The following is a 14,951-nucleotide window of genomic DNA, read 5'->3' as shown; positions in this document are numbered from 1 at the left end:
ACGCGGAGGCTCACAGTGGAGCCTCCGCCAGATCGACCGTCGTCTCTTCGGGCCGCGTGGCAGGCGCGGGAATATCCGTCTCCCGGCGGCCATAGCGGGCGTAGAGTGTCGGCAGCACGAACAGCGTCAGTAGCGTTGCTGAGATCAGGCCGCCGATGACGACGGTCGCCAGCGGCTTTTGCACTTCCGCGCCGGCTCCGCTTGCAATCGCCATCGGCACGAAGCCGAGGCTGGCGACTAGCGCCGTCATGACGACGGGCCGCAGCCGCATCATCGCCCCTTCACGGGCCGCTTTTGCGCGCTCCATCCCTCGCGCCATCAGCCCTTGGATCGACGTCACCATGACGAGGCCATTGAGGACCGCGATGCCGGACAGGGCGATGAACCCTACCGCCGCCGAGATCGAGAAGGGCATACCCCGCAGGAACAACGCGAGGACGCCGCCGACCAGCGCGAGCGGGACGCCGGTAAACACGATCGCCGCATCGCGCACGCTTCCCAAGGCTCCGTAGAGCAACAGGATGATGAGCGCGAAGCAGGCCGGAACTACGAGCATCAGCCGCTCGGACGCCGATTGCAGATTCTCGAACTGGCCGCCCCAATCGAGATACTGGCCGGCAGGCAGACGCACTTCTGCCGCTATCGCCGCCTGTGCGTCCGCCACCACGCCTGCGACGTCACGGCCGCGCACATTCGCCTGCACGACGACGCGCCGTTTGCCGTTCTCGCGGCTGATTTGATTAGGGCCATCGGTGACGCCGATGTCGGCGACACTTTGCAGGGGCACGAACCCGCCGCCCGGTAGCGGCACCGGCACCTGGCCGAGCGTTTGCAGATTGGCGCGCGCCACGTCCGACAGACGGATGGTGACAGCAAAGCGCCGATCGCCCTCGAAGATCATACCGGCATCGCGACCGCCGATCGCGGCCGAGATAGTATCCTGCACGGTCTGCGCGGTGATCCCAAGCCTCGACATGATGTCCCGGCGCGGCCGTATGTCGAGCATCGGCAGGCCCTCGGTCTGTTCCACCCGAACGTCGGCTGCGCCCTGCGTCTTGCGAAGGACCGCCGCAACGGCATTGGCCGTCGTGTTCATTGCATCGGTGTCGTCGCCGAATATCTTGACCGCGACGTCGCCGCGCACGCCTGCGATCAGCTCGTTGAAGCGCATCTGGATGGGCTGGCTGATTTCGAAGGCGTTGCCGGGCAGGCCCTCAAGCGTCCTCTCGACCTTCGCCACCAGATCGGCCTTGCTCAGCCCGGCATCGGGCCATTCGTCGCGCGGCTTCATAATGATGAAGGTGTCTGAGATGTTCGGAGGCATCGGGTCCGACGCCAACTCGGCCGTGCCCGTCTTGGAGAACACGAACCGGACTTCGGGCAGCTTGCCGATCTCCCGCTCGATGCGCGATTGCATCGCCTGGCTTTGATCGACCGACGTTCCCGGCACGCGCAGCACTTGCGCGGTCAGGTCGCCTTCATCGAGCTGGGGAAGGAACTCCTGCCCCAAGAACGAGAAGGTCAGGATGGCGGCGAGGAACGCGCCGACCCCGACGCCCATGGTCAGCGTCGGCCGCTTCATCGCCTTATCGAGCCCCGGCTCATACTTGCGCTTGAGCCAGGACATGATCCGGCCCTCCTTTTCCTCGACCGGCTTGGAGAGCCAGATCGCGAGCATGGCGGGCACGAAGGTCAGCGAAAGCACGAAGGCGCTGACGAGCGCGATGATGACGGTCAGCGCCATCGGCGTGAACGTCTTGCCCTCGACGCCCGTGAGGGTCAGCAGCGGCACATAGACGAGGATGATGATCGCCTGCCCAAAGACGGAAGGCCGGATCATCTCGCGCGCGGCCTGCGTCACCACAGACAGGCGCTCTTCCAGCGCCAGCGTTCGGCCGTAGTGATGTTGCCGTTCGGCGATGCGCCTCAGCGCGTTTTCAACGATAATCACCGCGCCGTCCACGATCAGGCCGAAGTCGAGCGCGCCGAGACTCATTAGATTGGCCGAGACACCGCCTCGCAGCATCCCGAAGCTGGTCATCGCCATGGTGATCGGGATCACCAGCGCCGCGATCAGAGCGGCCCGGAAATTGCCGAGCAGCACGAACAGCACGACGATGACGAGAAGCGCCCCTTCGGTCAGGTTTTTCGCCACCGTCTTGATTGTGGAGTTGACCAGCGCGGTGCGGTCCAGCACCGGCTGAATCACGACATCGGTTGGCAATGAGGCGTTGATTGCCTCGATCCGTTCCGCGACGGCCGATGCGACAGTGCGGCTGTTCTCGCCGATCCGCATGATGGCGGTTCCGACCACGACCTCCTTGCCGTTCTCGGACGCGGAGCCGTAGCGGATGGCTTGACCGAGGCGGACTTGCGCCACCTGATCGAGCCGGATCGGGGTGCCTTCGCGGGTGGCGATGACCGTGCCGGCCAACTCGCCCACGTTGCGGATACGGGCATCGGAACGGACAGCCAGGCCCTCACCGCCGCGATCGACAACACCGGCGCCGACGCCGACGTTGTTCTCTTGGAGCGCCCGCGCCAGATCGCTCAGGTTCAGCCCAAGGGCGGCGAGCCGCTGCACGTCGGGGATCACCTGAAACTGCTTCACATAGCCGCCGATCGAGTCGACGCCGGCAAGGCCCGGCGTGTTCTTCAGCAGCGGCGCGACGATCCAATCCTGAGCGGTGCGAAGATAGGTCGCCTGATCGGCTTCACTGACAAGCCGGTCGCCCTCTGGCGTGATGTAGCTGCCGTCAGGCTGCATTCCGGGCTCGCCCGGCCTATGGGTATCTTCCTTGCGATGCTGGAAATGGACGGTCCACATATAGACTTCGCCGAGGCCCGTCGCGATCGGCCCCATTGTCGGGACCGCACCGTCGGGCAGGCTTTCTTCGGCGACGCGCAGCCGCTCCGCGACTTGCTGACGTGCAAAATATATGTCGGTCGAATCGGTGAAAACCGCCGTGACCTGGGCGAACCCGTTGCGGCTCAGTGAGCGGGTATATTCAAGGCCAGGAACGCCCGCGAGGGCGGTTTCGATCGGGAAGGCGATTTGCTTCTCGACCAACTCGGGGGAGAGCGCCGGTGCGGTGATGTTTACCTGCACCTGGTTGTTGGTGATGTCGGGAACGGCGTCGATCGGCAGGCGCGAGATCGCCCAGCCTCCGATGACCGCGGCGATGAGCGTCATGAGCAGGATGAACCAGCGACGCTCGACGGAAAATGTGACGATGCGGTCGATCATATCAGTGCCCGTGCTCCGCTTCGCCTTTTCCAAGCTCAGCCTTGAGGGTGAAGCTGTTCGGCCCGGCGAGCTGTTCGTCGCCAGTGAGGCCGGAGGTCACGACCACGTTGTCGCCGCTCGGGCTTCCGAGCGTGACAGGCGTGGCCTTGAAGCCGTGTTCGGTGCGGACGAAGACGGTGGGCCGGCCTTCGACCGTCTGCACCGCGCTTTGCGGCACGAGCAGCGCGGAGGCACCGCCACCGGCGAGCTGGATCGAGGTCGTAACCGGCTCACCGACGCGCCATTGACCGGCGCGGTTGTCGATGACCGCGATCACCGTGGCGAGGCGCGTGTTTTCATCGAGAATGGGCGACACGAAATCGACGCGCGCAACCGATCGCCGATCGCCCGCGACAACTTCGATTTGAGAGCCGGGGCGCACCTTGCCGGCGTCAGCCGGCGAGAGCGCAAGCGTTACCGCGACGCGGCCTAGATCGGCCACACGAAATAGCTCGGCATCGGCCGCAACCGTCTGGCCTAGCGTCACGCTACGCACGACGACCTGGCCCGAGAGCGGCGCGCGGATCGCAATACGATTGAGCGCACCGCCGCCTCCACCAGCGGCCGATACCTGTTGCTGTGCGAGCCGCAGCGCGATTCGGGCCTCTGTCGCTGCCGTGCGCGCCGCTATCAAATCCTGTTCCGGCGAGACGCGCTCGTTGAACAGCCGTTGTTCGCGGCGCAGAGTGCTTTCGGCCAGTGCGAGCCTCGCCCGCGCCGCCTCGATTTCGGCGTTCAGCGAGGCCGCTTCGCGGCTTTCGATGATCGCGAGTGTCTGCCCGCGCCCGACCGACTGGCCGAGGTTGCGGGTCAGAGAGACGACCCGGCCCCCGATCGCGGCGGACACAACCTGCATCCCTTGCGGGTCGCCTTCGATCGTCGCCGGGAGCGTCAGCGCGCCGCCTCCGCTACGGATCACGCGCACTAGCTCGATGCCGGCTTTGCGAATCTGATCGGCGCTGAGGTCGATTTCGCCCTCTTCGTCGGCGTGACCGCCGGCCTCGGGGCTTGCGGCGTTTTCCGCCGTCGCCGTGTTCTGCGCTTCGTCGCCGGCCTTCTCGCCGCCGGAACATCCGGCCATCAACAATGCGGCCAGCGTGAGCGGCAGGGCCGCTAGGTATCGGGTGTTCATTCTCATTCCCCCTGTCTGATCGGCGCGCGGGCGGTAAGCCGCTCAAGCTGCGCCTGGGCGATGTGGTAGGAGAGCAGCGCGTCGATTGCCGCCTCGCGCGTCTGAGCGAGCGTGCGTTCGGCATCGAGCAAATCGAGTTGGCCGAACTTGCCCTCCCGATAGCCGATGCGCGCAATGCGGGCGGCTTCTTCGGCCGCCGATAGCGCCGGGCCAGTGGCCGCTGCCGCATTTGTCGCGGCATTGGCGGCATCGGCTTGCGCGCGTGCGATGGCCTGATCCACGTCGAGCGCCGTCACGCGCCGCCGCGCATCCGCGCTCTGCCGTTCGGCGGTAGCCTGACTGAGCGCCGCACCGCCGCTGTTGAACAACGGGAGCGGGATCGAGAGACTGAAAATGGCCGCCGTGTCGCCCGTCTGTTCGAGGCGGCGTGCGCCGGCCCCGAGTGTCAGATCGGGCACCCGCTGCGAGCGCGCGAGCCGCACGCCAGCGTTGGCGACGGCAAGGTCCGCATCGGCCGCCGCCATCATGAGCGTGCCGGCGCTGTCGATCGGCCGAAGGGGTCCATAGGTCGTCGGCACACGGGCGAACCAGTCTGTATCGAGCGGCCCCGCGATCGGTTGGCCGATGATGCGCGACAAGGTGAAGCGTGCGACTTCGACGGCACGTTCCTCCCGTGTCAGCGCCGCGTCGGCGTTCACCCGCGCGACGTTCGCGCGCTCCGCTTCGATCGGCGATGCGCGGCCCGCCTGCACGCGAACCTGCGCGGCGCGCAGGGCTTCGCCCGCGATGCGTGCCTGATCGCGCGCCGTCATGAGACGACGTTCCGCCGATGCGGCCTCCGCATAGGCGCGGATGACGTTCAATCGTAGATCGGCTTGCGCGATGGCGGCTTGTATCGTGGCGCGGTCGGTCCGAGCGTCCGCGACGGCGATGCGGGCCGACCGCTTGCCGCCGAGTTCGAGCGGCAGCGTAAGGGAGGTGGTCGCTTCAAGGCTTTGTGTGCCGCGATACTGGCCCGAGCCAGCAACATTTTCAGCCTCGACGGTGACGGTCGGGTTGGGACGGAGCCCCGCGACACGCCGCCCCGCTTCGGCCGCCCTAACGTCGGCCGACGCCGCCTCCAACGCGGGCGAGACGACGCCCGCCAGCTCAAGCGCGCGATCGACGCTGAAAACCGGCCCCGAGATTGGTATGCCTTGCGGCTGCGCCTGACCGGCATCAGCCGGCGGCGCGGTTTGGGCCTGCGCGATGCTCGCGCAAGCCGTCGCGGCCAATAGGGCCGCGAGCAATCGTTGCATGATGAAAAGACTCCTGACGATTTCCGAGAAAGCCCGAGGAAGGGGCTAGGCTGGAATCGTCAGGCGCGTGGAGGGCGGTAGGCCGGGTCTGTTGGAGCGGAGACGCGACCGTTCGCGTGAGGGATCAGCGGAAGCGTAGTGCGCAGACGCAATTGCGGGCTAAAGCCCTCTTTCACGGGCTCGCCAATCTGATGGCCCTGACAGCCGCCGTGATGGTGTGGCGTGGCTTTCCCATCGTCTGATGGCACTTGGTCGCGATCCCCAGCGGCATGGCCAAGATCGACCGCGACCTCAGTGTCCAAGCAGCCGATCGGCTCGGCCGCATGGGCGACGTTGCCCGCCACCAGAGACAGCGAGACAAAGCACATCAGAACTAGGGCAATGAAACGTGCCATCCGGTGCTATATAGCACGATGACGCTTCTAAGGAAGGATTCCTTTCGACGTCTCCGATTGAGAGGTTATAACGTCCGGCGCGGGCAGGCATGGACAGGCTATCTCGAAGATGAATCCTGCGAGATCGGGAATACAACGGCGAGGCTACTGTGAGAAAGAAATCCTTTGCCTTAATTGCAGCGGCGCTCGGCTTTGCACTTCTAGTTCCACTGCTCGGATATGTTTACCTCGGCACTCTGTATGCTTCGATATTTCTCATAGGCTATCTTGGCGGATTTCTTCTCTGGCTAAGCACACCTTCGGGCGTTGGTTGGCATCGGATCAGCGCTCCATACTGGCTCACGCTGATTGCCTTTCTCGCGCTTCACAAATTCGAGGAAAACCGCACGGGCTTCTTCGATCAGGTCTCAGCCAGGATCACCGGAACGCCCGTGCCCGACGTCTCAGTCGGATTAATACTTGCAATCCTAGTTCTGCCCGTAGGAGCCTGGATCGCAATCCCGGTGCTCATTAAGCGGCATTTCGAGTTTGCACGCTTTCTGGCCTGGACGTTCTTCGCGTCGATGGGAATCACCGAACTCACTCACTTCGCAATGCCGGTATTGGCGAACGAGCCGTATGGCTATTTCCCCGGAATGCTCAGTGTTTTCATACTCGCACCCCTCGCGTGGTGGGGTATGGCTCGCCTACTCCGAACGCAACCTCGCGTATCCGTGTGATGACCGGACCGTGGTCAACGCGCAATGAACCGGGGATTCATGGTCCGCTCCGCAGGAGGTGGAATGACGATTGATAAGCTGTCCGCAATCGTCGTGGATGCGACGCCGGACCTCGGGGCCGAGCAACGCATTCGCATGGCGATGCAGATTGCCCGTGAACGAGGCGCGTCACTCACCGCAGTTTGCTCCGCCTGGCCAAAGAGCGCTTCGCTGGCCGAGGCTCTTACTCCCAGTTCCTTGCACATGATGACCGAGGAGCAAAAGCTGCGGGAAGCCCTATCGGAGATGCGCTCGACGTTCGATCGTTTGGCGCAAGATGCACCGGAGCGGATGAATTGGTGCGACGGCATCGCCGACCCGCGCGTCACGCTGTCTGAGGGTGTGCTGGCGGACCTCATTGTCATGGGCGTGGCGGGTGCGAGCAAACTTGCCCAAGCCGATCCGGTAGATGTTGCGCTCACGACCGGAGCGGCCGTCCTTCGACTTAGCACGAAACCGCCGCAGATTCTTCGGCGAGCGCTGATCGGCTGGAAGGATGGGAGGGAGGCAGGTTGCGCCTTGCGGGCGGCTCTACCCTTCCTCCGCCACGCCGAAGCGATCACGGTGCTCGGCGTCGGCGAGACTGTCACCGCTGACTGCCTTGAGGCCGTGCAACGCTATCTCGCTGCCCACGGCCTCGATGCGCGACGTCAGCATCTTCCGGCAAGCGGGCGGTCCGAGGCTTCCGTGATCGCCGAATATGCTGAGAACGAAGGCGTGGACTTTCTCGTCGCGGGTGGGCGCGCGCAAGGGCGTTGGAAAGAGCGTGTTTTCGGGGGCGTAACGCAAGACCTTCTAAAGACCGACATCACATGGGTTCTAGCCAACTGAGCCAAATGTGAGGTCCAGAGCTGGTATCCAGTCAGCTTGTAGCGCCTGCGGTCGAATGCGACGACGGACGGCGGGGAGCGGCGGTTCCGGGCGTTGCTAGAGTAGTATGAACGGCGACACGTATTCGTTATGTTTATCCGGTGCGGGGCGCCATTTTCCAAAAAGGCTGTGTGGATAGCCGTCGGCTCCGTTGCGGACGCTGGCGGCGCGGGCCGATCGCGGCCGGCGCCCAGGCGATTCAGCGGTTGAGGCCGATCAGGATGCCGCCGCCCACCACCAGCGCCAGGCCGGCGAGGATCAGCACCATCTCCCTGTGCGTCTTCTTCTCGCCGACGATGAAGATGCCGCCCAGCGTGGCGATCACCACGTTCATCTGCGACAGCGCGAATCCCGTGGCCACGCCGTTGCGCTGGGCCGAGACGAGATAGGCCAGCGCGGCGATCGCGAACACCAGCCCCGCCCCCAGATTGTGCACCGTCTTGATCGACCATGGCCGGTCCCCGCGCGCGAACAGCGAAAGGAGGACGGACATGGCGAACATGCCGATCGCCTGCGGCAGGAAGGCGCTCCAGCCGTCCAGGTCCCGCACGCGCGGGAAATAGGAATAGCCGACATAGCCGAGGGACGAGATCAGCAGCGTCGTCATGCCGGCCTTCATGTCGCCGCCGCGCGTGGCGTCCTCGTGCCGGGTCGTCAGGAATATCCCGACGATGATGATCGCGATGGCCAGCCCGCCCAGCAGCCTTTCCCCGGCGGTGGGCCATTCGCCGAGCAGGAGCACCCCCACCAGCGACGTGCCCAGCAGTTGCAGGCCGGTCGAGATGGGCAGCGCCTGCGACACGCCGATCTGGCCGTAGGCGCGATACTGGTTGAACTGGCCGAACGCCCAGCACGCCCCGGAAAGCGCGCCGAACAGCAGCGCGGCCGGCCCGATCTGCGGCCGCACGATCAGGACCACCACCACCGCCGCGATCAGCGTGCCCAGCGTGGTGCCCAATATCTGCTGGATGGGCCGGCCCCCGGTCCAGGCGACCAGCACGGGAAGGATGCCCCAGAACAGGGCGGGGACGAGCGCGATGAGGATATCGGCGCTCACGCCGCCGGCGCCATCAGCCGTTGTGCATGAAGGCAGGATAGAGCGTCATGCCGCCGTCGACGAACAGGGTGATGCCGGTGACGTAGGACGACTGGTCCGATGCCAGCCAGGCGGCGGCGTTGGCGACGACCTCCGGCTCGCCGGCATAGCCCATCGGGATGATGCTCTCGAGCGCCGCCTTCTTTGCCGGATCGGCCATCTTCTCCTTGTTGATCGGCGTGTTTATGGCCCCCGGCCCGATCGCGTTCACGCGGATGCCCAGCGGGGCATATTCCATCGCCAGCGTCTGGTTCAGCAGCTTCACCCCGCCCTTGCTCGCCGCATAATGGGCGAAGGTCGGCCAGGGAATCCGCTCATGGACGGAGGAGAGGTTGATGATGCCGCCCCGGCTCTTCCGCGCCACGAAATGGCGGAGCGCGGCGCGCGCGCCCAGGAAATAGCCGGTCAGGTTGACGTCGATCACCTTGCGCCAGTTCTCCAGCGTCATCTCGTGGCTCGGCACGGGATTCTCCATGCCCGCATTGTTGACGAAGACGTCGAGCCTGCCGAAGCTGTCGAGGGCGGCCTCCACCAGGCGGGTCGCGCTGGCTTCCTCCGCCATGTCGGCCTGGACCGCGACCGCGCTCGCCCCGGCGGCCACGATCGCGGCCACGGTGGCGTCGGCGCCCGCCTTGTCCGAATTATAGTTGACGACAACGTTCATGCCTTCCTCGCCGAACCGGCTGGCGATGCACGCGCCGATTCCCTTGGAAGATCCGGTAACGACGGCAACCTTACCCTGAAGGTCCGAGTAGATCATGGGCCGATCTCCCTGCCGCGCGAAGCTGCGCTATCCGCCGGATGCTTGCGCCGACTGCATTTTTAGCAGAATCAGGCGATTTAACGAGGATGATTATTTCGGGAGGACTCCACAGGGCCGGCCCGCCGCGCGGAACTTGCCTGTTTCCTCCAATTGTCATCAAATCGTGACAGACGGGCCGGATTCGCGCGCACGATGCGGCGCATGGCATATCCGACATGGCATATCTCAAAAGTGGACCCAATCGCATGACGACCCGGTTTGCCGCCACTCCGCTCCCCCGGATCCAGGACGAATGGCAGCGCTGGATCGCGGAAAATCTGCTTCTGGGCTCCGATGCCGCGCCCATTGCCGAAAGGCTCGCCGCGCTCGGCGCCCCGCCCGCCGTCGTCTCGGCCGAGATCGCGGCCGCTTCCTCCAGCCCCTATACCCAGGCCGGCACGGCGATCGCCGCGCGGCTCGCCAAGCGCGACTGGATATTGGAATCGCTGGCGCGCCTCGCGGCGCTCCGCCCCCCGGAGGTGCCCGTCCTCGAACGCCCGGCGCCGGGGGCCTTCCTCGGGGATCATTATGCCGCCAACCGGCCGGCGATATTGACGGGCCTGATCGACCACTGGCCCGCGCGGCGCTGGACGCTCGACCATATCGAGGCGCTGGCCGGCAATCCCGAGATCGAGGTGCAGACCGGCCGGCAGGAGGATGCGGACTATGAGATCCGCTCCAACCACCACAAGACGCGCATGCCGCTGGCCGCCCTCCTCGGCCGGCTCCGCTCGGGCGAGCCCAGCAACGATTATTATGTCACCGCGAACAATGGCGGCCACAACCGCTCCGCGCTGGCGCCGCTGTGGGAAGAGATAGGCGACCTGCCCGGCTTCCTCGTCCCCGATCCCACGCGCGACGGCTTCTTCTGGCTGGGGCCGAAGGGCACGATCACCCCCTTCCACCACGATCTCACCAACAATTTCCTCGTCCAGATCATGGGCGAGAAGCGGGTGACGCTGGTGCCGCTGTGGGAAACCCAGCGGATGCAGAACCATATGCACTGCTACAGCCGCTGGAGCGGGCCGGAAGCCTTCGCCGGCCTGCCCGAAGGCCAGCGGCCGACCGCCATCACCTGCACCATCCGCCCGGGCGACATCCTCTTCATACCCGTCGGCTGGTGGCATCATGTCGAAGGGCTCGACACCAGCATCAGCCTCTCCTTCACCAATTTCGTGTGGGAGAATGATTTCTACACCGCCTATCGCAGCTACGGCGCGCTGTAGGCCCGCTTTCCGTCCCCCGGCAACGCGGGGCGGCCGCCGGCCCGCGTCATCATTCCGTCATCGCCTGTAATCCGCCTGTCATCGAATCGTCGGCGCGCGGTCATCAAGCGCTGCCACTGGCCCCGTTGAGCGAAGGGAGGGCAAGCCCTTCGACGAAAAGGGGTTCTCATGATCGATCTTTCGAACCGCTCGCGCGGATCGCTCGCGTGCGCGCTGCTCGCGGCCACCATCTTCTCCTCCCCCGCTTTCGCCGGCACCCTGGCGGGCACCGTTCTCGACGCCAGCGGCACCGGCAGCCTGCAGGGGGCAGAGCTGGTCCTCAAGGAGCTGGGCCGCCGCACCAACGCCGGCCCCGACGGCGCCTATCGCTTCGCGGACGTCCCGGCCGGCTCCTACACGCTCGTCGCCCGCTATGCCGGCGCGGAGGATTATCGCGCGGACGTGAACGTCGCGCCGGACGGCATCACCCGGTCCGACGTGCGCCTCTCCCCGGCCGCTGGCGGCGCCACCATCCTCGTCGTCGGCCAGCAGGCCAATCTCGGCAGCTCCATCTCGCGCCAGCGCGCGGCGGACGGGGTCGAGAACGTGCTGACCCGCGATGCCGTCGGCCAGTTCCCCGACCAGAACGTCGCGGAGGCGCTGCGCCGCGCGCCCGGCATCAACGTGCTGAACGATCAGGGCGAGGGGCGCTTCGTCTCCGTCCGCGGCCTCGATCCCAACCTCAACGCCGCCTCGATCAACGGCACCCGCGTGCCGGCGCCCGAATCCGATGTCCGCTCGGTCGCGCTGGACGTGATCCCGTCCGAGCTGGTGGAATCGATCGAGATCAAGAAGACGCTGACGCCCGACATGGACGCCGACACCATCGGCGCCTCGATCGAGATCAACACCACCAGCGCCTTCGATCGCAAGAAGCCGTTCGTCTCGGTCTCCGCCGAGGGATCGTTCAACGACAAGACCAACGAACTGCGCCCCAAGGGCAGCGTCGATTTCGCCACCAGGGTCGGCGACGATTTCGGCATTTCCGGCGGCCTTTCCTACTATAAGCGCCGCTTCGCGACCGACAATATCGAGGCCGAGGGCTGGGACGAGGACGATGGCGTCCGCTATTTCGAAAAGCTCGAATATCGCGATTATGACGTGACGCGCGAACGCCTCGGCGGGTCGCTCTCGCTCGATTGGCGGCCGAGCGACACCACCACCCTGTTCGCGCGCGGCCTCTACAGCCGTTTCGAGGACCAGGAATTCCGCAAGCGCCTGATCTTCGACGTGGGCGATGCCAAGCCGGTCGGCGGCACCGGCACCCGCGCCGATTTCGTGTCCGGCGAGGATGATGACGAGATCAAGGTCGAACGCGACCTCAAGGACCGTTACGAGGTCCAGAAGATCATGACCTATTCGATCGGCGGCAAGACGGAGACCGGCCCCTGGACCTTCCGCTACGAAGGCGCCTACGCCAAGTCGAGCGAGAAGGAGAACGGCTCGATCGATCCGATCGCCTGGTCCCGCGACTTCGACGATGAGGACCCGCTGGGCGTGACGTTCGATTTCGCGAACTACAAGCGCCCCGGCTACAGCATCACCCAGGGCGGCGACATCTTCTTCGATCCCGAGGAATATGAATTCGACAAGGTGGAGCGGACCACGCTCAGCCTGTCCAGGGACCGCGAATGGAGCGGCCGCTTCGACGTGACGCGCGATTTCGCGCTGGCCAGGGGCGAATTCTCGATCCAGGCGGGCGGCAAGGCCCGGCTGCGCCGCAAGACCTACGATCTCCAGAAGGATATCTACGAGGATAATGACACGACGCTGGCCGAAGTCCTCGGCAAGCAGGATTATTCGCTCGCGCTGATCGATCCGGTCCCCGGCTACAAGCCGGTGCGCAAGTTCCTCGGCAACGGCTTCGACCAGTTCACCCGCAACGATATCGACAGCGACTTCGAATCCGCCGCCTCGGATTATCGCGTGGATGAGGATATCTATGCCGGCTACCTGCTCGGCCGCTACGAGGATACGCGGCTGCGCGTCGTGGGCGGCGTCCGCGTCGAGCATACGAAGAACGACATTCGCGGCAATCTTGTCGAGCTGATCGAGGAAGGCGCCGACAATGGCGACGATCTGGTCGAGGTGAGCCCGCTCCGCTTCAAGCGCAGCTATACGGACGTGCTACCCAGCGCCGCCGTCCGCTACCAGCCGGCCCGCGACGTCGTGCTGCGCCTGGGCGCGTTCAAGAGCGTCGTGCGCCCGACGATCGGCAAGCTCGCCCCGCGCTTCCTGATCGAGGAAAGCGACGATGGCGAGCGCGAGGGCGAATTCGGCAACCCCGCGCTCAAGCCCTATCGCGCCTGGAACATCGACGTGGCGGCGGAATATTATTTCGCCAGGAACGCCGTCGTCCAGGCGGGTTTCTTCTGGAAGGACATCAAGGACTTCATCGTCGATCGCAACCATGACGATCCCGGCGTCTTCAACGGCATCGCCTATGACGAGGCGACGATCCCGGAAAATGGCGACTCCGCCAGGGTGAAGGGCATCGAGTTCAGCTTCCAGCAGGCGTTCACCTTCCTGCCGGCGCCGTTCGACGGCCTGCTCGCCAATTTCAACTACACCTATACCGATGCGGACGGCCGGCTGGCCGACGGGCGCAAGATACCGCTGCCGTCCTCGGCCAAGAACACGTTCAACGTGGCGCTGGGCTACGACAAGGGGCCGATCAGCTTCCGCGTGGCCGGCACCTATCGCGACTCCTATCTGGACGAGCTGGGCGACGACGCGGATGAGGATCGCATCGTCACCGATCACTTCCAGGTCGATGTCAGCGCCAAATATCGCGTCACCAAGCAGGTCCAGCTCTTCGTCGAATGGGTGAACCTTTTCAACGAGCCCTATACCGCCTACCAGCGCGAGCCGCTGAGCCGTAACCTCCTGCAATATGAGGAATATGGCTGGACGGCGAAGTTCGGCGCGAAGGCGACCTTCTGATGCGCGCGCTGATCCTCGCTCCGCTGGCGGCACTCGCGGCCTGCGCCACCGTTCCGCCCGAACCGCAACTGCCGCAGGGCACGGCCGCGCGCGGCGATCCCGCCAGGGCGGTGCCGGCGGCGCTGGAAACGGTCGTCACCACCAATCCGCGCGTCGATGCCGACGATCCCGCGCTCTGGGCCGATCCCCGCGATCCGGCGCGCGCGGTGATCTTCGCCACGGACAAGACGGACGGCCTCTACGTGCACGACATGGACGGCCGCGTCCGCCAGTTCCTGCGCTCGGGCCCGCTCGACAATGTGGACGTGCGGGATGGCTTCCGCGTCGGCGGCAAGGATTATGTCCTGGTCGCGGCGATGGAGCGCAAGCGCTTCGGGATCATGACCTTCCTGTTCGATCCCGATACGCTGGAAACCCGCCCCTACGGCTTCATCCCCACCGACATGGGCGAACCCTACGGCTCGTGCATGGGCAAGCGCGGCGGCAATTTCTACGTCGTCGCCAACAACAAGGCCGGCGGCATCTTCCAGTATCGCATCACCGCGGGCCCCTCCGGCCCGGTGGCGACGCTCGAACGGCGGATGAAGGTCGCGACCCAGCCCGAAGGCTGCGTCGTCGATGAAAAGGCGGATACCCTCTATCTGGGCGAGGAGGATGTCGCCATCTGGCGGTTCGATTTCGATCCCCGGGGGTCGGCCGATCCGATGCAGGTCGCGGTCGCGGACGGCATCCGGCTGACGGCGGATATCGAGGGCCTCGCCATCCTGCGCGATCGCGGCGTCGATTATCTGATCGCCTCCAGCCAGGGCGACGCCACCTTCCCCGTCTGGCGGATCGAAGGCGCGAACCACGTCTATGTCGGCCGGTTCGCGGTCGAAGGCGGGGCGATCGATGCCGTCACCGGCACGGACGGCATCGATGCCTGGAGCGGCCCGATCGGCCCCTTCCCCGAAGGCGCCATCGCCATGCACGATACCGCCGATGGGGACGGCCCGCAGCAGAACTTCAAGGTCGTGGACTGGCGGGACGTGCGCCGCGCGCTCGGCCTCTGATCCTCCCGCCATGATCGGCGCCCGGCCCGGCACCCCTTATGCCGGCGCCGGGCG

11 protein-coding genes are annotated in these 14,951 nt (G+C 65.6%); 5 read left to right on the top strand and 6 right to left on the bottom strand.

Annotation, left to right across the window (positions count from 1 at the left end):
• Positions 1 to 10: 10 nt before the first annotated feature.
• The 4 genes from G432_RS13640 to G432_RS22630 are packed head-to-tail and all read right to left on the bottom strand — an operon-like array spanning position 11 to position 6,111.
• Positions 11 to 3,247 (bottom strand): efflux RND transporter permease subunit, encoded by a 3,237-nt coding sequence (locus G432_RS13640; RefSeq protein ID WP_015459402.1) that lies wholly within the window; start codon positions 3,245 to 3,247, stop codon positions 11 to 13.
• Between the two features lies 1 nt (position 3,248).
• Positions 3,249 to 4,418 (bottom strand): efflux RND transporter periplasmic adaptor subunit, encoded by a 1,170-nt coding sequence (locus G432_RS13635; protein WP_015459401.1) that lies wholly within the window; start codon positions 4,416 to 4,418, stop codon positions 3,249 to 3,251.
• A 2-nt stretch (positions 4,419 to 4,420) separates the two neighbouring features.
• Positions 4,421 to 5,716 (bottom strand): TolC family protein, encoded by a 1,296-nt coding sequence (locus tag G432_RS13630; RefSeq protein WP_015459400.1) that lies wholly within the window; start codon positions 5,714 to 5,716, stop codon positions 4,421 to 4,423.
• Positions 5,717 to 5,775: 59 nt separating this feature from the next.
• A complete protein-coding gene (locus G432_RS22630) occupies positions 5,776 to 6,111 on the bottom strand; it encodes a hypothetical protein (RefSeq protein ID WP_082166313.1) in 336 nt (111 codons plus the stop codon).
• 149 nt (positions 6,112 to 6,260) lie between these two features.
• Between G432_RS22630 and G432_RS13625 the strand changes: the two genes are divergently transcribed.
• On the top strand, positions 6,261 to 6,830 hold the full coding sequence (locus G432_RS13625; RefSeq protein ID WP_015459399.1) for a hypothetical protein: 570 nt from the start codon (positions 6,261 to 6,263) through the stop codon (positions 6,828 to 6,830).
• Between the two features lie 63 nt (positions 6,831 to 6,893).
• Positions 6,894 to 7,700: a universal stress protein gene (locus G432_RS13620; RefSeq protein WP_015459398.1), complete on the top strand. Its 807-nt coding sequence runs from the start codon at positions 6,894 to 6,896 to the stop codon at positions 7,698 to 7,700.
• Positions 7,701 to 7,938: 238 nt separating this feature from the next.
• Here the strand turns inward: G432_RS13620 and G432_RS13615 are convergent, their stop codons facing one another.
• Both G432_RS13615 and G432_RS13610 read right to left on the bottom strand, forming a co-directional pair.
• On the bottom strand, positions 7,939 to 8,796 hold the full coding sequence (locus G432_RS13615) for a GRP family sugar transporter (RefSeq protein WP_015459397.1): 858 nt from the start codon (positions 8,794 to 8,796) through the stop codon (positions 7,939 to 7,941).
• A gap of 13 nt (positions 8,797 to 8,809) precedes the next feature.
• A complete protein-coding gene (locus G432_RS13610; RefSeq protein ID WP_015459396.1) occupies positions 8,810 to 9,595 on the bottom strand; it encodes a glucose 1-dehydrogenase in 786 nt (261 codons plus the stop codon).
• 248 nt (positions 9,596 to 9,843) lie between these two features.
• Here G432_RS13610 and G432_RS13605 point away from each other — a divergent pair, with 248 nt between their 5' ends.
• From G432_RS13605 to G432_RS13595, 3 genes are all read left to right on the top strand, one after another.
• Positions 9,844 to 10,863 carry a cupin-like domain-containing protein gene (locus G432_RS13605; RefSeq protein WP_051128744.1) on the top strand — a complete coding sequence of 340 codons (1,020 nt, stop codon included), beginning with the start codon at positions 9,844 to 9,846 and terminating at the stop codon, positions 10,861 to 10,863.
• A gap of 168 nt (positions 10,864 to 11,031) precedes the next feature.
• Positions 11,032 to 13,845, top strand: coding sequence for a TonB-dependent receptor (locus G432_RS13600; RefSeq protein WP_015459394.1), 2,814 nt, complete (start codon positions 11,032 to 11,034; stop codon positions 13,843 to 13,845).
• Positions 13,845 to 14,897, top strand: coding sequence for a phytase (locus G432_RS13595; protein ID WP_015459393.1), 1,053 nt, complete (start codon positions 13,845 to 13,847; stop codon positions 14,895 to 14,897). Before G432_RS13600 ends, G432_RS13595 begins: the two co-directional genes overlap by 1 nt.
• The last annotated feature ends 54 nt before the right edge of the window (positions 14,898 to 14,951 follow it).

The organism is Sphingomonas sp. MM-1 (assembly GCF_000347675.2).
Lineage (GTDB): Bacteria > Pseudomonadota > Alphaproteobacteria > Sphingomonadales > Sphingomonadaceae > Sphingomonas_E > Sphingomonas_E fennica.
The sequence above is the reverse complement of the archived record's forward strand: the minus strand, read 5'-3'. Positions and strand labels throughout refer to the sequence as shown.

What these genes read in the sequence shown, in the direction of transcription:
- G432_RS13600 (WP_015459394.1), top strand. Translation starts at nt 11,032, where the DNA reads ATGATCGATCTTTCGAACCGCTCGCGCGGATCGCTCGCGTGCGCGCTG.
- G432_RS13595 (WP_015459393.1), top strand. Translation starts at nt 13,845, where the DNA reads ATGCGCGCGCTGATCCTCGCTCCGCTGGCGGCACTCGCGGCCTGCGCC.
- G432_RS13605 (WP_051128744.1), top strand. Translation starts at nt 9,844, where the DNA reads ATGACGACCCGGTTTGCCGCCACTCCGCTCCCCCGGATCCAGGACGAA.
- G432_RS22630 (WP_082166313.1), bottom strand. Translation starts at nt 6,111, where the DNA reads ATGGCACGTTTCATTGCCCTAGTTCTGATGTGCTTTGTCTCGCTGTCT.
- G432_RS13610 (WP_015459396.1), bottom strand. Translation starts at nt 9,595, where the DNA reads ATGATCTACTCGGACCTTCAGGGTAAGGTTGCCGTCGTTACCGGATCT.
- G432_RS13630 (WP_015459400.1), bottom strand. Translation starts at nt 5,716, where the DNA reads ATGCAACGATTGCTCGCGGCCCTATTGGCCGCGACGGCTTGCGCGAGC.
- G432_RS13620 (WP_015459398.1), top strand. Translation starts at nt 6,894, where the DNA reads ATGACGATTGATAAGCTGTCCGCAATCGTCGTGGATGCGACGCCGGAC.
- G432_RS13635 (WP_015459401.1), bottom strand. Translation starts at nt 4,418, where the DNA reads ATGAACACCCGATACCTAGCGGCCCTGCCGCTCACGCTGGCCGCATTG.
- G432_RS13640 (WP_015459402.1), bottom strand. Translation starts at nt 3,247, where the DNA reads ATGATCGACCGCATCGTCACATTTTCCGTCGAGCGTCGCTGGTTCATC.